The organism is Streptomyces sp. NBC_00829 (assembly GCF_045161795.1).
In the GTDB taxonomy this organism is placed as follows: Bacteria; Actinomycetota; Actinomycetes; order Streptomycetales; family Streptomycetaceae; genus Streptomyces.
Genome location: NZ_CP108867.1, coordinates 8834072 through 8850733, shown reverse-complemented (window position 1 = coordinate 8850733; position 16662 = coordinate 8834072). Strand labels below are relative to the sequence as shown.

Genomic DNA, 16662 nt, shown 5'->3' with positions numbered 1-16662 from the left:
GTTGGCCTGGCGGCCAACTACGGGCCTGACGGCCCGTAAGGTGACGCATCGTCATGCCTGACGGCATGACTGTGTGTTGGCTGGATTGGCCCTGACGGGCCAACAGGAACAGACAGGGCCGAGGCCTGGCGGCCCCGCTATCGCGTGTTTCGGGTGTCATGCCTGGCGGCATGACGGTGGGGTTCGGGTGGTTGGGGTTCCCTGCCCTGGCGGGCAGGGGTTGTGTGTGTCGGCGCCTGCGACGCCGTGATGTCGTAAGGGTTTGTTAGACAGTTATCCGGTTCCCCTCCCCTCTTGGTGTGCCGGGGCTGGGCGGGCCTTGGGCCTGGCGGGCCAACAGAACCGGTGGGGCGGGGCCTGGTGGCCCCGCGGCATGCCTGACGGCATGTCCGGTTTCTTGTGGTGCCCCGCTGTCGCGGGGCCCATCTTCGTTGGTTTTCGGGGGCGTTGTCAGACCCGGCGTGTAGGTTCCGGGAGTTGTTGGCCCGTCTGGAATGGCCCCGAATACCACTGGTGGGGCGTGGAGGGGTGATGAGCTGTGCCTGTCAGTCAACATGTTGCCGCTCGGAGGATCATTACCGCTGCTCTGCGGGCCGGTGCGGCGTGGATCAACCGGGTTGAGGAACCTCGTGCGTGGCGGGAGCTGTCGCGTATGCACGGGGTGTTCTTGTCGAGTCTGCCGGTGGGTGCCGGCCCTTCGACGCCTGCCGAGATGATCGACTTGCTGCCGGTGCGCCTGCGGGAGTGGGTGCCTTTGGCTTGGGACGAACTGCCTTCTGCGATGGGGGACTTGGTTGTCCTGACGGACAACGGTGAGCTGACCGAGGAGGCCTTCGAGGCGGGGATGAACTATCTGGAGGCCCTGTACGGGGACGACGGATACTTCGATCTCGGTGGGACGTGGCTTCCGGCGTGGGTTCGGCAAACGGCTGAGCAGACGGAGCGGGCTGCCTTTCGGCACATCCGCTCCGGCGGGCAGGCCGGCTATGTGGCGGCGCGGACCATGCTGACCGAGGTGCCGTACGGCACGGAGCGGGCGTTGGTCGAGGAGTACTCGCGGCGTGGCGCGGCACGGATGGACGTGTATCGGCCTGTTCCCTCGGACCGGATGTGGGTGGGGGCGTCATCGTGGTTGTGGCCGTGTCCGCAGTGCCGGTATCCGATGGTGCTGCGGGGTGGGCAGTTGCGGTGTGAGTATCCGCCGCATCAGAGCCGGTTCGGTCTTGTCCCGGACGGTGGCAGGCGGGGTGGGCCGCCTGTGCTAACTGGTGAGCGGGGCCGGTTGGCGACGGCTGCGGAGCCGGCGGAGGGCGTGTTCTGCCTGGACTGGGGGGTGTGGCGATACATCACCTGTCCCGGGCTGAGTGAGGTGGGCCTGATGCAGTGGCTGGAGAAGCAGGAGGGGGTGCGGGTCGAGCGCTGGGAGAACCTGGACGAGTGGGATGTCGGCATCTACCTGGCGGACGGGCATCGCTGGCGGGTGGACGTCAAGGACCACCAGGACGCGCAGACGATCATCGACCGGCCGCCTGCCGGGGAGACGGTGGTCGTGCCCAACTACCGGCGCAGCCAGGTCAATCAGCTGCAGTCCGGGCTCGATGCGCTGCGGACTGCTGACGGGCAGCGCTACAGCGTGTTCACGGTCAGCCGTTTCAAGGCTGCCGTGACCCGGCGGTTGAAGGGGGTGGGCGCATGACGTCGCCGAAGAACGCGAGGTACTCCGTCAGCGTGCCGCTGACTCTGCGGGCGGCGATCCTGCTGGCCGCTCGGGTGTTCCCCAACCGGGCGCTGGAGGATCAGGCGGCGTGGCGGTGTGTGGTGGATCTTGCTGATGCGCACTTCCTGGCTACGGGGCAGATGCATCTGTGGGACGGCTGGACTGCTCTGGCTCTGCCCGATCAGGTGCGGATCACGCGGATGCTGCGGCAGCGGCCGGCTGTCCTTGCCCACCATTCGGTGTTTGTCACGGAGACGGCAGCGGTCCTGGACAGCGGTGAGGCGGTTGAGTTCGCCCCGGCCGACGGGAAGGAGCAGGTGCTGATCCTTCCCGTCGGCGACGAGGAAGCCCTCATTGATGCCTTGCTGGACGAGCTTGAGGACAACGCGGCCAAGGGGCAGTTACTGCCCAAGCCTGCGCCGCCCGGCTCCTACGTCAGCGACCTGCGGATCAAGGATCCGCTCAGCCCGTCCGGCCGGGTGGTGAACGTCTTCTACGACGTCGACTACCAAGGGTCGCCTGCTCCCAGCGTCGTGCAGGAACTGGGTGATGCCCCGGTCGCGGACGAGGTGGTGATCCCCTTCGCCGACCTGGACGAGATCGCGGGCCGGCTCGATGAGCTGCGCGGGCAGAACTACCGGCGCAAGGCGGTCGCGGACATCAGGCGCCACGCCCGCGGCCGCGACGGCACGGACGTGGGCGAGCTCCTGCGCGTCCAGGCCGGGCCGCTGCGGGTCTTCCACGCCCCCACCGGCATGGGCAAGAACGTCCTGAGTGAACTCGTCGCGGTGTGGTGCGCCCAGCAGGGCCGGGTGATCTCGCTGGTCGTTCCGCAGAGCGCGCAGGTCCTGGCCACGGTGTACCGGCTGCGGCAGGATCTGGCCGACTTGGAGGTCTCCGCGCAGGTCACGCCGGTCGTCTCCCCCGCCTCCATGATGGATCTGGCCGAGCAGACGGCCGGCAACCCGCACGACGATGCGGACTTCAGGACCTGGGTGTACCGGGAGATGTCCTACAGCTGCCCCCTGACCGGGCACGCCACCACCTCCTCCGAAGCAGTGGATACCTGGACGCCGGGCCAGGAGCCGTGCGACCAGCTCAAGCCCAACGGGCCGAAAGCAGACAAGACCCTGGCCTGCCCGTGGCGCGGCGGCTGCGGGAAGTTCCGCCACCACCGCGCCGCGGCGTCGGCGGACATCCTCGTCACCAACCATGCGAACTTCCTCACCGGGCACATCCACGCGCCGGTGACGGGTCGGCCTGCCCCGGGACGGCGCATGACCACCGAACAGCTCCTGCTGCACCGCAGTCATCTGGTCATCATCGACGAAGCCGATGCGCTGCAGGCTCAGGCTTTCGACCAGGCGGCCCGTCAGGTGCTGCTGGCCCAGGACGGTGCGGAGCGCACTCCGGTCCGCGAGCTCGACAGCCAGTTCCGGCGGCACTGCCACCGGCTGCCGATGAGCCTTGAGCATTATCTGCGGCCGCTGATCAACCACCTGGTGTGGCTGGCCGAGTCCTACGTGTCCCACCTCGTCGGCGGGGTCATCCATCCCGACCGGGAGCGGCGCAGCATGGTGGTGCCGCGTCGCTGGGATGGGATGTTCGCCTCCCGGATCTTCGGGCTGGAGGATGGGGAGCGGCCCACGGAGCAGCAGATGGAGGCGGTTAACCAGCTCTACAAGCGGGAGGGGCCGCTGGAGTTCGCCGATGAGGTCGAGGGACTGGCCGAGCTGAGGGAGCTGCTGTCCTCGGTCACGGATCTGGCCGGCGGGTCGGACCGGCTCACCCACGCCACCTTGAAGCGCATCGGGGAAGCATTTTCGGCGATCACTGGTGAGACGGACGAGAAGCGGCTGTCCTCGCTGGCGCTGCTGGCGGCCCGGCGCGCGTATCTGGAGGAGATGCGCAGCATCCTGCACCGCATCGTCGGTGTCGCTGCACCGTTGCAGGGGGCGGGGATCTCCGCCGGCAACGGCCTGGTGGACGCGCTGGCCTCGCACGTGCCGTGGCGGGCTGCCCCCTACGGTCCTTTGGGGCGTGCGCTGTTCGCGTTCTCCGAGACGTTCGATCCTGGCGACCGGCACCAGACGGCGCTGCGGCTGAAGTCCTATGTCGGGGACCCGCACGCTCACCTGGCCTACCTGGGCGAGGTGACCGCGCTCGCCCATACCGGCACCCGCCGGGCGGTGATCGGGATGTCCGCCACGGCGTTCATGCCGTATGCGCCGCGTCATCACCTCCTGCCGGAGCCGGCCTGGTACGTGCCGGACGACGTCAATGGAAGCCTCACCGTCGAGCTGCAGGCCGGCCAGGACAACGGGGCGGGCATCGTGGTGTCCGGCACCGACGGAGTGAACCGGGAGCGCGCCTATACGGCCATGGGGCGCAGCGTCGGCCAGGACCTTCCCCCGCAGCTCGACGCGGTGGCCGCCGACCCTGCCACCGCGCACCGGGCGTATGCTCTGCTCGCGCCGACCGCCTACGACGCCGGTCCCGCGCTCGCCCGCGGCATGATCGACGCGGGAGTCGCGGCATCGGAGATCTGCGTGGCGGTACGGCCGCAGGAGATGGCCTCGCTGGAGCGGATGCCGCCCGGCTGGGTGCCCATCCCCAGCAACCGGCTCGAGCAGTTCCCCCACGCCGTGGGTCACGGCCGGTGCCGGTACCTGATCGCCCCCATGGCACGGGTCGAGCGTGGTCTGAACATCGTTGACCGTGACGGGCGCTCCCTGCTGCATGTGGCCTGCCTCGTCAACCGGCCCATTCCGGTGATGGAAGACCCCCCGGTGCTGCTGTCCCTGGTCAACTCTCTCGCCTACCGACGGCGGCGGCCCGGTCCGGAGCCTGCAGCAGAGCTGGAGCGGCTGCGGATCGTGGCGGGCCAGATCTTCGATGACATACGCAGCGGGCAGGGCTACTTCAAGTCGCTGGGCGAGGACGTCAAGCTCGCCGTGGTCGCGGAGATCCTGACCCGGCTGATCCAGCTGGGCGGGCGCACCCGCCGCGGCGGGGATCACGGGCGGCTGCGGCTGCTGGACGCCGCCTTCACCCAGACCGCCGCCGACTCCACGCTGCCCGCCCTCCTTGAGCAGCTGCGCGGGAAATGGCAGGCCGAGGACCACATGCCGCTGATCGACGCCGTCTACCGCACCACCATGACCGATGCCCTGCTGGGGCTGACGGAGCACTCCCCCACCGGATATGAGGAAGAGGAGATGGGCGAATGGTGAGTGACAACCGAGGCCGCCTGTTCACCCTGTCTTTCGCGCTGGATGACCGGCTGCTGGGCACGGTGCACGTCTATCCGCAGGACGAGGCGTTCGCGCCGGCCTGGCGGCGGCTGCCGAAGCCGCGGGGCAAGGACGCCGTGCAGCCGATCGCGTCCCTGCAGACGGCGGCGCGTGCCGTGACCGGAGAGCGGCTGGTGTTCACCAACCCCGACCGGCCCGCCAGGACCGGCCGATGGGCCGGGCGGAGCGTGATCGTCACGCCCGGGCCACTGGACGAGACCGTGGTACGCACTCTGATGCGGGAGTGGGAGACGCGGCTGGACGGGCATGACGGCCGTGACACCCTCGCCGCCCTGCTGCAATTGTCCGACGACGGGCCCCAGCCGCTCAGTTCGCTGCTGCACCGCGACACCATGGGGCGGATCACCGGTCCCCGCTGGGCATTTCGGGTGGCCGGGTGGCGGCTGGCGAGCATGCTGGCCGCCCAACCGCTCCCGCTCGACGAGTCGCTGCCTGCGCTGCGGTTCCACCTCGACAGTGAGGGCGACCTGCTGGCGTGGCAGGCCCCGCTGGTCCACGAACGGACGTGGATCGACGAGGAGAGCGGCAAACGCCGGCGCATCGCCGGCTACGCCATGGAACGCATCCACATCGAGGTCGAACCCGCCCCCGGCGGAAAGACTCTCATCGCGCATCTGTCGGCGCGTATCTCGCGCGTCGCCACCCATTACAAGGGCATCCGCAACGTCCTGCTGCGCCATCCCGTCAACCCGGACATCATCCTCAAGGCCCCGATCACCACACGGTGGGAGAAGGGTCCGGACGGATTCATGCAGCCTTCGGCCGTCCTCTACCGCGGGGCGGCGGCACAGATCGTCGAGGCCTGCGGTGTCGGCCGCCTGCCCCAGCCGCCCCTGACGGGGCTGGACGAGCTGGCAGAGGTGCGCGGGGTGCACCGCACGGGCAAGCACCCGATCGACAAGGGCGCGGGGGCGATGTTCCACGCCCGGCTCGAGGAACACGCCGGGCAGGTCCTCGGCAAGGAGCCCGTCGTCTACTCCGGAACATCCATCAAGATCAGCAAGCCGGGCGGGAGCCTGCCGCCCTACGTGCCGGCCGACAAAATGGCCGACGCCATGGCCAGTGCCCGCCTCGATACGGTGCGCACCGTCGTGCTGTACGAGTCGGCGCAGTGGCACACGCGGGTGATGGGGCAGCTGGCCCGCGACTACGCGCAGCCCGAACTGGCCGAGCTGCCCGACGAGCAGCCCGTGGTCCTGGCGCCCGGGTATGAGCTCGTGGCGGTGCGGCTGCCCGAGCTGGTCCGCCACGGCAGCCACGACCGCAGTCTGATTCTGAACACGCTGCCCTGGTTCAAGCCCGGTGCTGGGCGGTCCCTGGTCGCGGCCCTGTGCGAGACGCGCTACCCCAGCGAGCAGGAGAAGGAAGCGGGGGTGACGGACGCCAAGCATGCACTGAAAGGGCTCTTCGCCGAGCGCGGCATCCCCTCGCAGTTCATCACCATGGACTCCGACCCCGGCGACCCCTACCGGCTGAACACGCCCGAGAAGGTCGCGCGGTCCAGGGCCCTCAAGGCGGGTCTGCCGGAGCCGGACGTCGCCTACAAGGACGACCATGCGGTGCAGATCGCGCTCGGCAGCCTGCACTCCGACTCCGGCATCATCGACAACCGTCTGGCCGCCACCGCCTTCCACCGCAACGCGAAGGACACGGCTCTGGACCGGGAGGCCGTGGCGGTGGGTCTGTGGACTCGCTACCACCGCTTCGACGAACGTCCCGGCCGTCCCCGTAAACCGGCCGTACTGGCCATCACGCTGGTCGCCATGCGGATCCCGCTCGGCGAGGACGCGTACTGGCCCACTCTCATGTACAGCGACCAGGGCTGGCTCCCTCTGGCCCAGGCACGGGCCCTGCATCATGCCGGTCCCATCGGCAAGAGAGGGCATCATCTGCGGGAGGACCACGGGGGTCCGGACAACGTGCGCACCTATGTGGACCGGGCACTGGCCGCTCTCGGCGACCGGTATCCGATCATTGTCTTCGCCGAGGAGCGTGAGCGGATCTGGCCCGGGCTGTGCAACGACCGGCTCGGGGACGGTGCTGTTCCCGGGCAGAGCCTGATCGCCCAAGGGCGGGATGTGGCGATCGTGCGGGTGGGGAACGGGCAGGGCACACCCCAGCCGTCACGGCGCACCGGCGGTGGGGGCAAGCTGCCGGCCAACCCGCAGCAGCCGGTCATGCCGGAGAAGATCCTCTACCGTCACGATCACGGGGACGTGGTGTCCTGGCTGTTTTCCGGGCAGTCCCGCCAGCATGCCGGCGGTCAACGCACCGGTACCCAGTACACGCGTCGCACTCTGCCCTGCGGTCAACTGGCTCAGATGGGTGTTCCCTTCCACGCCATGACCCGCATCGAATACGTGGTCGCCCGCTGTGGTGGCTGGCGCGAGGAGCAGTTGGTCGGTCTTGCCGCCCGGGTCTCGGAGCAGGCGGCGATGTGGGACGGGCGCACCAACCTTCCTGCGCCGCTGCATCTGGCCAAGAGCGCTGATGAGAAGCATCCCGGCTTCGTCGATCAGGAAGGGTTCGGCGGGTAGCCCGTATGGCGTGGGCGTCGCGGGCTGCTGCCGGAGCACCTCGCGGCGGTGCGGGGCTGGCTCGCGTCACCGGGGCCCTGCGGACCGCGGCCTGACGACGCCGCCCCCTGCCGTTCCTTCCGCAAGCACGAGCAGCCGTCCGACGGAGACCCGCGCCGCGTCAAACGTCTCTTTGTAGCCGCCGATCGGCATCTGTGCGTCGCTGAGGAATACCGGGTGCCCCTCCGCCCTGAGCAGCTTGATCATCCTCTGCTCCACGCGGTAGGCGTCCTCGCCCGTGGCGAACTGGATCTGAGCGGCCGGCACCCAGCCGTGGCTCTGGAACCGGACGACGCGGTCCTCACGGGTCCGCAGTCCAGTGATCCCGATCTTCACGGCGCCGTACTCGGCGTGGGAGAGGACGTACAGGCGGGCCGGGGCGCCCGGGTCCAGCCCGTAACGCGCGCAGTGCTGGCAGCATTCGCCCCTGTTCCGAACGTTGTTCAGCCTGGGGGATGAGATCTTCTGGCACCGCTCGCATAGCGAGAGCCAGGGCGAGGAGATGTTCTTGAACGGCTCCAGCGGGCGGAAGCCGACGGCCCGCATGTCGGCAACCGCCTCGTGCGGATCTCCGGGGCCGTACCGCTTGCAGAACCGGCAGCCGCCGTCGCGGCCGGTGACATTGTCGTACCGGGGGGCCACGATGTGCCCGGCCGCGACGCACTGCGACAGCCACGGCTTACCGGTCCCGAGGAAGTCCACCAGCACGATGAAGCCGTGTTCCAGCATCGCCGCCGCAGCTTCTTCCGGGTTCTTCGGGGCGTTCGGCGCGCACCAGATGCAGGCCCCCTGCCCGCTCATCACGTTGTTGCGGTTCGGATAGATGACCTGCTGACACGGGATGTGACGGCACATCCAGGGGTCGCGGGCCCGACCCGGGTAGGGCTCCAGGGGCTCGGCGTTGCCCAGCCGACGCATGTCAGCGGCCGCAACGCTGGCAGGAATCGAAGGGGGCATCGCCATCTTTCTTCTGGGGGCTGACGTGGTCTTGATCGGCGGCGGGCGGGCCTCCGCCGGGAGCGCGCTCTGGCTTGGCCTACTGCTTTGGGTAGGTGGCGAGGTACTCCAGGAGGGCAGAGAACGCCGTGACCATGTCGTTCAGGTCGACCGCGTCCTGGAATACTACAGAGCTCCCGTGCCCGCCACCCTCGTATCCGTAGTACTGCGGATGGCCCTTCGCTCCTGGCCTCTTCTTGAATCCGTCGTCCTCCGCATCCATCACGAGTGCATGCACGCTGTGGCCTGCGTGCTGGACGAAGCTGTTGCGGGCGAGCCATTTCTGATGGCGGTCCGCGAGGGATCCGTTGGCGGCGGAAGTGGCCTCCGGCGTCTGCACCATGATGCGGATCTCGAAGGGGCTGTCCGTTCCGCGTCTGGGCTGCAGGCGCTGGATCTCGGCCACGACATAGCCGTCTTCCGTCTCCCGCCAAGCGCAGATGTTCGGAGCTCCCATCTGAGAGTGCTGCCGCAAGTTGAACACCGTGCCCTCTGGGGCGGCAGTCTGTGTGAGGCGCGCCAGTCGCCGCAGCCGCAGTGCGTCGCTGAGCACAATCGAGGCCTGGTCCGCCGGGCCGGTCGCCTCGGCCTCCAGCGCCACGAGCTGCTGATGCGCCCGGACGGCCAGCAGCCGGGCGAGGTCGTCCGATGAACTGTTCCAGCCGCTGAGGAGACCGTCGAAAGTGAGCCGACGGGACCAGGTACTCGGGCCGTCCGGGATCGGATCGGCATTCGGGCCCACCAGGTAGCGGTCAGCTGCCGGTATGCCTTTCGCCTCCGCCCAGGCGTCGTACGCCGCGAACTGTTCGCCGTGCGCACCGGCGCCGAGCTTCATCTCCATCAACGCGCGCTCGACGCCGTCCAGCAGGACGACGAAGTCGACCCGACCGGTAAGCGCACCTCTGTATGCCTTCATCCGAACCTCGCGCCGAACGGTGATCGTGCCCGGAGCCAGGCGCAAGGCCGACCTGAGCGGCTCGGGATCAAGCTCGGCGAGGAAGCACAGCAAGTCCGACCAGTCGTCTTCGGTACGTAGCAGGCGGGTCAGTCCGTAAGTCACGGCCGGACGCTACACGCCGCCTCTGACAACGGGTCTGCTGCATGATCGGGTGACGTCTGAACTGGCTTGCCCTGCGGGGCGGGTGGGAAGAATCGCTGGGCCCAAGCCTTGTCCGGAAGAGTTCCGCGAGGACGTAGTGCGGGCAGGTCGCGACTTTGAGGCTGGGTGAGCCGCGGGCCTCGGGCAGCGGTCCGGCTCCTGGCTCAGACTTCCCGTCTCACCACTCACGGGCCCGGTATGAGGTCACTTGGAGTAGGTCTGTTTCCAGCGTGACCGATGGCTGGCTCCTCCTTGTCCGCGTCCGTTGACTTCGGCCAGCGACAACAGCGGTGTCCCGTTGTTCCACAGGCCGAAGAAGTCACGGTGCAGGGTGAGGATCTGGTGGCCGACGGCGAACGCTTCGGCCGGGCGGCTGAAGCGTGTGGTGGCGACGAAGATGGCCACATCGGCAGCGAAATGCACCTTTGCTCCGAGCAGATCGCGTACTTCGCGGCTGGCGATCGTTCGGTGGGGTGCGTATCGCTTGCACTGGATCACCATGCTCCGGCCGTCTGGCAGCCGACCGAGTACATCGGCTCCATTGTCTCCGGTACCGCCGACTGTGCGTACCTGTGTGCAGCCGTCACGGCGGCACAACTCTGCGACCACTTCCTCGAACTGAGTTCCGGACAGTGTGTCGATCACAGCCAGCGTCCGCTGTCCCGCTGCGATCTGCTCCTGCCGTCTCCACGTGGCGTCCTTGCTGCGCAGCAGCCTGTCGGTGCGCCATAGCCGCCAGGCCATCCAGCCGACTCCCGCGGCGGCAAGGACTGAGCCGATATACAGCCAGATCATGGGGCGCAGCAGGGCCAGCAGGATCAGTGCAGCAAGCGCTCCCGCTGCCGCCTTGTACCGGGCGGTGCGGAGTCTGCGGGCAGTTCTGCTGTTGCGTTTGGCCGCCATGTCTGCCCCCTCGTGCACCGGCCGGGACGGATTACTCCCTGCTGTGCAGTGTGGGCGTGCCAGGCAGCTTCGCTAGGGCGCAGTCAGGCCATTGGCTTGAATCCCCGGGACCAGCCTGCTGCCAAACGTCCGGACCCGCCGCTGAAGGCCACTGACATAATCCAGGCGAGGTGAGGCGGGCATAGCTAGGCTGGTGTTCAGTTGCGATTCAGGACGTGTCTTTTGTAAATGTTCCTGTGGGGCCTGGACCCCAAACATCGGCGTCAGTCGCATAGGGGCCGTTGAATACGAGATCGTCCCCCTTTTCATCCTTAGATACAGTCCGTGTCTTCGGAGTGGCGTCGGGAGCGACGTTGTACTCAAGCTGAAGGGACCAGTTGCACGACCGGGTGGTCGAGTTGGGCAGCACGTTGAGGTAGGCAGGTGTTTCGTTTCCTCCCAGGGCAATAATCTTATCGAAGGGGATGCCCGCTTGGGAGTCTTGAGCGGTCCCGTGCAATAGCGGGATAGCGGATAGATTCGAGTCGAGTTCGAAGTAGACATCCTCCCAGCCAGTCAATCCTCCTTGCATTAGACTGATGTAGGTCTTCGCTCTAGAGGACCAGCATGTGTCTATCTTCGCGTATACATCCGTAATGGAGACAGACGCCTGGCGCTCGCTAGTGAATTGAAACCGGTAACCGTTTGCGTCGCCGTCAGTCCTTCTACCATCCGCCTTGCGCACAAATTCCCATATACGGTCGGCGTTCTCCACGGAAGCTGATATCTTTTCAAGTTCGGACTCTTCTGCGGGTGTCAGCCTGCGGTCTATCTCCCAACTGGTCCATGGCTTCCTATCACCCAGTGCGGGTGTGACCGTTACATCAAATGGGGGCTTGCTCGCGTCGATCCTGCCGTTTGCGTCGTCCTGCGCCTTTGCGCTGTCGTTCGCGAAGACGTTTGCGATCACCAGCCCGATGACGCTGACAACTACCGCGCCGATCAGGAAAATGGCCAGAGCTACGCCCGCCCGTACGGAGATCCGTGTCCTAGCTGATCCTCCTTCCTGCTGCTCTCCAACCGCAGCCCGCATGACTTCACTTCCAGCCCTCACGGCACCGTCAAGCATGCGCCGGAACGCTGCGGATGGCGCGGGGTCGGTCGACGGGGAGGGCTCCGGTGCCGGGCCGGGGGGATCACCGGAGGGTGGGGGTGCCGGCGATGGCTCGCTCTCAGGTCTCGGCTCGGGCGTTTCCGGTCCGCGGGCTGGATCCAGGCCGGCATCTCGGTCACTCATGTCGAACTCCCCCTCTACTACCAGTAGTTAAACGATGCTAAAGGAGATCTCGCCAGCTACTGCCGAGAATGCGGCATTTCCGGGAGCCGTCGCCGTGGAGAGGGAGATGGGGGTGAGGTCTTGTGAGGTGTGGGTGGCATGGCGGCGGCAGCGCTGTAAACACCTGGTGCGGACGGGCAGGGTGCCCAGGCATCTCAAGGAACAGGGTCAGGGTTGGCTGCAAGCCAGTCCTGGAGTTCGCGATGACGGAACTGGTAGGCGGTTCCGGAGATTCGCAGGAGTCCTGCGCTGTAGGCCCAGTCCATAAAGCCAGCCAGGCGCCACGGCAGGACACCTCGGGTGCACAGGATCAGAACGATGTAGCGCATCCAGGCGTCGGCCACGACCACCACGCCGGCGAGCGCGGCCAGGGCGAGGCCGAGTCCGAACCAAGGGTCCATAACCCAGCCTGCGGCGCTCCCGGCCGTGAGGGAGAAGGCGAGGGAGGTCACCACCCCTGCGGTCAGGTCACCGGTGAGAGTTTTGCGTGGTGTGGTGGTCCGGTCCGGAGCGGCGTCGGCGAGTTCGGCGAGCCAGCGGGTGAAAGCTGCTGCGGCGGCAAGTACGGACAGTGCCGCGGCCAGTCCCGCGGCCGACAGCAGCGCTGGCCAGAGCCAGTCTGGCCTGTGAGGTTTCGACATGTAGGCCGCTGACCCCGCACCGGCGGCCCCCACGAGGGCGACGCCTGCCGACATTGTCACGGGCAGCAGCACCGCAAGCGCGGACTTGATGGCCCGTATTGAAGTATGAATCGTCCAGAGGCGGCGGGCATCGACCGGTCTGCGTGGTCGTGGCCATTTTCGTGTCCACTGCCGTACGCCGAGCAGGCAAATGGCGGCTCCCGTGGCGGCGAGGAAGACGGGCGGAGGCGCGGCTGGTGAGAGCAGCGACAGGCAGGTCAGCAGACCGACGGCCATGGTGATGATCAGGATGGCGAGGGCAGCGTGGACGCAGCGAGCTTTTCGGGGGCCTGCTATGGGCCACAGGCGGTGCAGAACCAGGTCGGCTCCGACGAAGCCGGGGGCGGGGCAGTCAGGTAGGTGGCAAGCGCGTGGAGCCACCGGTGGGCCCGGTCAGCATTGTGGCGGCGGAACGAGGGCGGGTGGAGGCGGCTGGCTGCCTGTACGAACCGGCCCAGCACGTAGTTGTCGATCTCGGCGACGGTTCCGAAGGCAGTGAGCGCACGTGGGTCGCCTGACTCGGCGTAGGCGGTCACCGCCAGGGTCAGCCGCCAGGGAGTCGTCAGTGCCTGGGCGAGTACCGGTGCCAGGCCTGCGGTCAGTTGCGTGCGTACCGGTTGCCAGCGGCCGTCGCTGTCACGCCGTTTCAGGTAGTCGAGTGCCGCAGCGTGTGACACGGGTTTCAGGGATACCCATGCCGCGTCTCTGAGCTCGTTTCCGTGGGCGGCGAGATCGGCGTAGCGGTCGTGTCTGCATGTCACGACGGCGGGTGCCGGGCCGCGGCCCTGGGGTCGGGTGTTGAGGACGCGTAATGCGGCACGGGCCCTGGATTGCTCGGCGGGTGTCGTTTCGGCGTCCATCTCGTCGAGGCCGTCCAGGACGGGCAGGACCAGATGGTGCTTAACGAGGGCGGTGGCCACTGCCGGGTGGAGGTCGAATGCCCGGTCGCGGACCAGCTGGTCCGCGATCCACTCGTCCAGGGGGCGTGTGGTGTCCCAGCCGGCGAGGGGCAGGCGCACTGGGACGGGGTCGTTGTTCTTTCGCTCTTCCAGCAGGGCCAGCACCAGCTCGGCGGCCAGGACGGTCTTGCCTGCACCGGCGTCTCCGGTGATGACCAGGCGCTGCGGCCGGGCAGCACAGAAGAAGGTGGCTACCTTGCTCAGCTGCCCTTGGTTCAGGGGGCCGTAAGCGTCGCGTACGTCGGCTGGCCGGTACTGGGGGTGCATGCTGAAGGCGATGTCGATCGCCGGGAAGTCGGCACCTCGCAGTTGATGCAGGGACTCTTCCTCCAGCCGTATAACGTGGCGTGCGAGAGTGTCGGCCGCGGCAGCGAGATCCGGCTGGTCCCACGGCTTTTGCCGTAGCGCCGCCACCGCTGCCCACAGTCCGGCTACGCCGAAGACCAGGCCAGCCACGCTGGCAATGTCGCCAGCCTCTAGGCCTCCGTGTCGCAGAGCGTTCGCCACCCAAGCCGCGCAGGTTGCGGTGATGAGGCCGCACAGGAGCATGCCGGCTTGCCACATGCGCCGGTGACGGCGCCCCCCAAGTTGCATGACGTCCATGGTGGCGGTCAGCGGGTGCCATGAGGTACTAGATGGCCCAAACAGAGGGAGAAGTACACACGGGACGCTGCCTCATGGGTCGTTCCTTCTTTCCCTGCCGCTCTGCGGTGAGATTGGCTCGGCAACCGGGGTCAGGCCCGCGCTGTCGAGCGGCCTTGCAGCCGCAGCGCTCATCGGCCGCTGGGCACTCAAGGCACCCGAGGGGTCAGCACCCGTCTGCTCGAGTGACGTCCAGACCGAGTTCGGCCAGCGCGGCTTGCCGCTCTGGGCTGAGGCGGCGACGGCGGACGTTGCTCAGCCACTGCCCCAAGCGCACGTGCTGACCTTCGACTTCCTCGACATGGCGCTGCGGAACGTCGAGGTGGCCCTCCCGAGAACGGAAGGCTCGTGCGGCTGCCAGTCCTCGCTGGAAGGCGCGCTCACGTACCGTCAACTGAGAGTCCTTGTCCGCGGAAGCGGTCGCCCTTGGCAGTTCGAGACCCAGGTGCTCAAGAAGGAGTCGCTGCTCGGGATGAAGGTCATCGACACGCGTGCACTGGGTCTGAAGCCACTCTCCCGCTGCTGAGGCCGTGTCAGCTTCTTCCAGCCCTCGACGGGCAGTGTGGTAGGCACGCTGCCAGGTAATCGGCCAGGGCGGGTTCCACCACCGATCCAGAGCGGTGAGGGCGCTGGCACGCTCCTCGGCAAGGTCGGCGGCGCGAGTGCGCTGGGTGGCGAGCCAGCGGCCTAGGGAGAAGCCGTCATGAACTTCCTCGACGGGTGCGGCGAGGTGGCCGTGGCGGGCGGCGTAGGCGGCAGCGTGGACGAGGGCGCGGTCGAAGGCCTGCTGGCGGGGGTCCCAGATGATGCCGAGGCGTTCGAGGGCGTGGATGCGTACGGCGTCGAGGGTGTCCTTGGCGTGGAGGTGGCGTTGCCAGGTGAGCCAGCGGCCCAGGGGGTAGCCGGTGGGGTCTTGGTAGGTCTGGGGGACGTCGAGGTGTTGGTGGGTGTGGCGGTAGCTGCGGGCTGCGGTGAGGCCGCGGCGCCATTCGGCGCTCTTGGGGGCGAGGACGCGCAGGGAGAGGGCGAGGGCGACTTCTTCCGTTTGGGTGGGGCGGTCGAAGCGGAGCCAGGCTTCGGGGTCTTCGCCGGGCATGGTGGGGCGTTGGGTGCGGGGGTCTGACAGGCGGGCGTCGAGGCGGTCGTCGTGGGCGCGCAGGGCTTGGATGGTGCGCCACAGCGGGGTGTAGGCGTCGGCGCCCAGAAGGTCGTCGGGGTCTTCGTCGGGGGTGAGGTAGACGGGGACGACGAGGGTGGCCTTCTTGCCGGCGCCGGGTTTTTGGCGCAGGGCGCGGCCGACGGCCTGGACGGTGTCGACGGGGCTGTTTTTGGGGTCGGCGAAGACGACGGCGTCGATGTCGGGGACGTCGATGCCCTCCCCCAGGACGCGGGCGTTGGACAGGACGGCGGGGGTGTCGGGGCTGGTGTGGGAGGTGAATTCGAGGAGGAGGCGGCGGCGGATCTGGGGGGCGTGGCTGCCGCTGATCCAGTCCGCCCACAGTCCCTCGGGCCGCAGTTCGGTGGGGAGGGTGGCGGCGGTGTCGGTCAGGGTGGTGGCGAAGGCGCGGGCGTCGGCGACGCGGTGGTGGAAGGTGAGGATGCGGCGGAGGCGGTGGTCGTGGATGGCGCGCAGGGCGGCGACCTGGCGGCCGGCCAGGCGTAGTCCGTCGACGCCGGCTCCGGCTCCGGTGGCGAGCCAGTCGCGCAGGTCCGTGTCGGTGACGACGGGGACGAGGATCTGGTAGTCGGCGAGCAGTCCGAGGTCGATGGCGTCGGAGAGGTTGAGGTGGTAGGCGACGGGGCCGAAGAGGTCTTCGTCGTCCATGGAGGCCACTGTCTCTGCTCCGTCGCCGTCCGAGGCGTCGTCGGGGTCCCAGATGCGGGGGGTGGCGGTGAGGTAGAGGCGGCGGGCGGCAGGGATCTGGTCGTTGTGGTGGACCGCGGCCCACGCTTTACCGAGGCGGCCGGCCGTGCGGTGCGCCTCGTCGATGACGATCAGGTCCCAGGGGGGCAGTTGGTGGTCGCGGTGGGCGGTGACCACTGCGGTCAGGGAGGCGTAGGTGGCGTAGGCGGTTACCGGGCCCGATCCCGTCTTGCGGATGTGGGTGGCCAGTTCGCCGGGGTCGGTGGTCATGGGGACGTCGGCGCCGACTGGTTCGTGGTCGAGTGCCTGGCGCGCGGAGCAGACCGCGACGGCGGTGCCTTTGCGTCCGGCCAGCCGCCAGGAGCGGATCGTCTGGGACAGCAGGTCCAGTGTCGGCAGCAGCACGAGAACACGGCCGCGGGGAGCGGTGCGGGCGGTGGTACGGGCGGCGATCAGGGTCTTGCCGGTGCCGCAGGCGGCGATCACGCTCGCGCGGGGGTGCTGGGCGAGGGTGCGGACGGCTGCGGCGACGGCTTCCTTCTGGTGGGGGCGCAGTTCGAGGTGTGTGGTGGCCATAGGGGGACGCCGCTCCGGGAC

General features: G+C 68.2%; 10 protein-coding genes. 3 read left to right on the top strand and 7 right to left on the bottom strand.

The features are described 5' to 3' along the window. The first annotated feature begins 538 nt into the window (after window positions 1-538). The 3 genes from OG293_RS39545 to OG293_RS39535 are packed head-to-tail and all read left to right on the top strand — an operon-like array spanning window position 539 to window position 7568. Window positions 539-1696, top strand: a complete 1158-nt coding sequence (locus OG293_RS39545) for a hypothetical protein (protein ID WP_405996654.1) — start codon at window positions 539-541, stop codon at window positions 1694-1696. Then, window positions 1693-4950: a hypothetical protein gene (locus OG293_RS39540; protein WP_405996655.1), complete on the top strand. Its 3258-nt coding sequence runs from the start codon at window positions 1693-1695 to the stop codon at window positions 4948-4950. Before OG293_RS39545 ends, OG293_RS39540 begins: the two co-directional genes overlap by 4 nt. Continuing rightward, on the top strand, window positions 4944-7568 hold the full coding sequence (locus OG293_RS39535; protein ID WP_405996656.1) for an RNaseH domain-containing protein: 2625 nt from the start codon (window positions 4944-4946) through the stop codon (window positions 7566-7568). The genes OG293_RS39540 and OG293_RS39535 overlap by 7 nt, the downstream gene beginning before the upstream one ends. Before the next feature lie 66 nt (window positions 7569-7634). On the opposite strand, the gene OG293_RS39530 is transcribed toward OG293_RS39535, so the two are convergent. From OG293_RS39530 to OG293_RS39500, 7 genes are all read right to left on the bottom strand, one after another. After that, window positions 7635-8525, bottom strand: coding sequence for a hypothetical protein (locus OG293_RS39530; RefSeq protein ID WP_405996657.1), 891 nt, complete (start codon window positions 8523-8525; stop codon window positions 7635-7637). Window positions 8526-8643: 118 nt separating this feature from the next. Continuing rightward, entirely contained in the window at window positions 8644-9663 is a 1020-nt protein-coding gene (locus OG293_RS39525) for a hypothetical protein (protein ID WP_405996658.1), read from the bottom strand. 243 nt (window positions 9664-9906) lie between these two features. Further along, window positions 9907-10605, bottom strand: coding sequence for a restriction endonuclease (locus OG293_RS39520; RefSeq protein ID WP_405996659.1), 699 nt, complete (start codon window positions 10603-10605; stop codon window positions 9907-9909). Window positions 10606-10813: 208 nt separating this feature from the next. Beyond that, window positions 10814-11713 carry a hypothetical protein gene (locus OG293_RS39515; protein ID WP_405996660.1) on the bottom strand — a complete coding sequence of 300 codons (900 nt, stop codon included), beginning with the start codon at window positions 11711-11713 and terminating at the stop codon, window positions 10814-10816. 362 nt (window positions 11714-12075) lie between these two features. Further along, the gene (locus OG293_RS39510) at window positions 12076-12837 is read right to left on the bottom strand and encodes a hypothetical protein (RefSeq protein WP_405996661.1); all 762 of its coding nucleotides are present in this window, start codon (window positions 12835-12837) and stop codon (window positions 12076-12078) included. A 56-nt stretch (window positions 12838-12893) separates the two neighbouring features. Beyond that, complete coding sequence (locus OG293_RS39505) at window positions 12894-14015, bottom strand: NACHT domain-containing protein (protein WP_405996662.1); 1122 nt, start codon at window positions 14013-14015, stop codon at window positions 12894-12896. Between the two features lie 352 nt (window positions 14016-14367). After that, a complete protein-coding gene (locus OG293_RS39500) occupies window positions 14368-16641 on the bottom strand; it encodes a Helicase associated domain protein (RefSeq protein ID WP_405996663.1) in 2274 nt (757 codons plus the stop codon). Window positions 16642-16662: the final 21 nt, after the last annotated feature.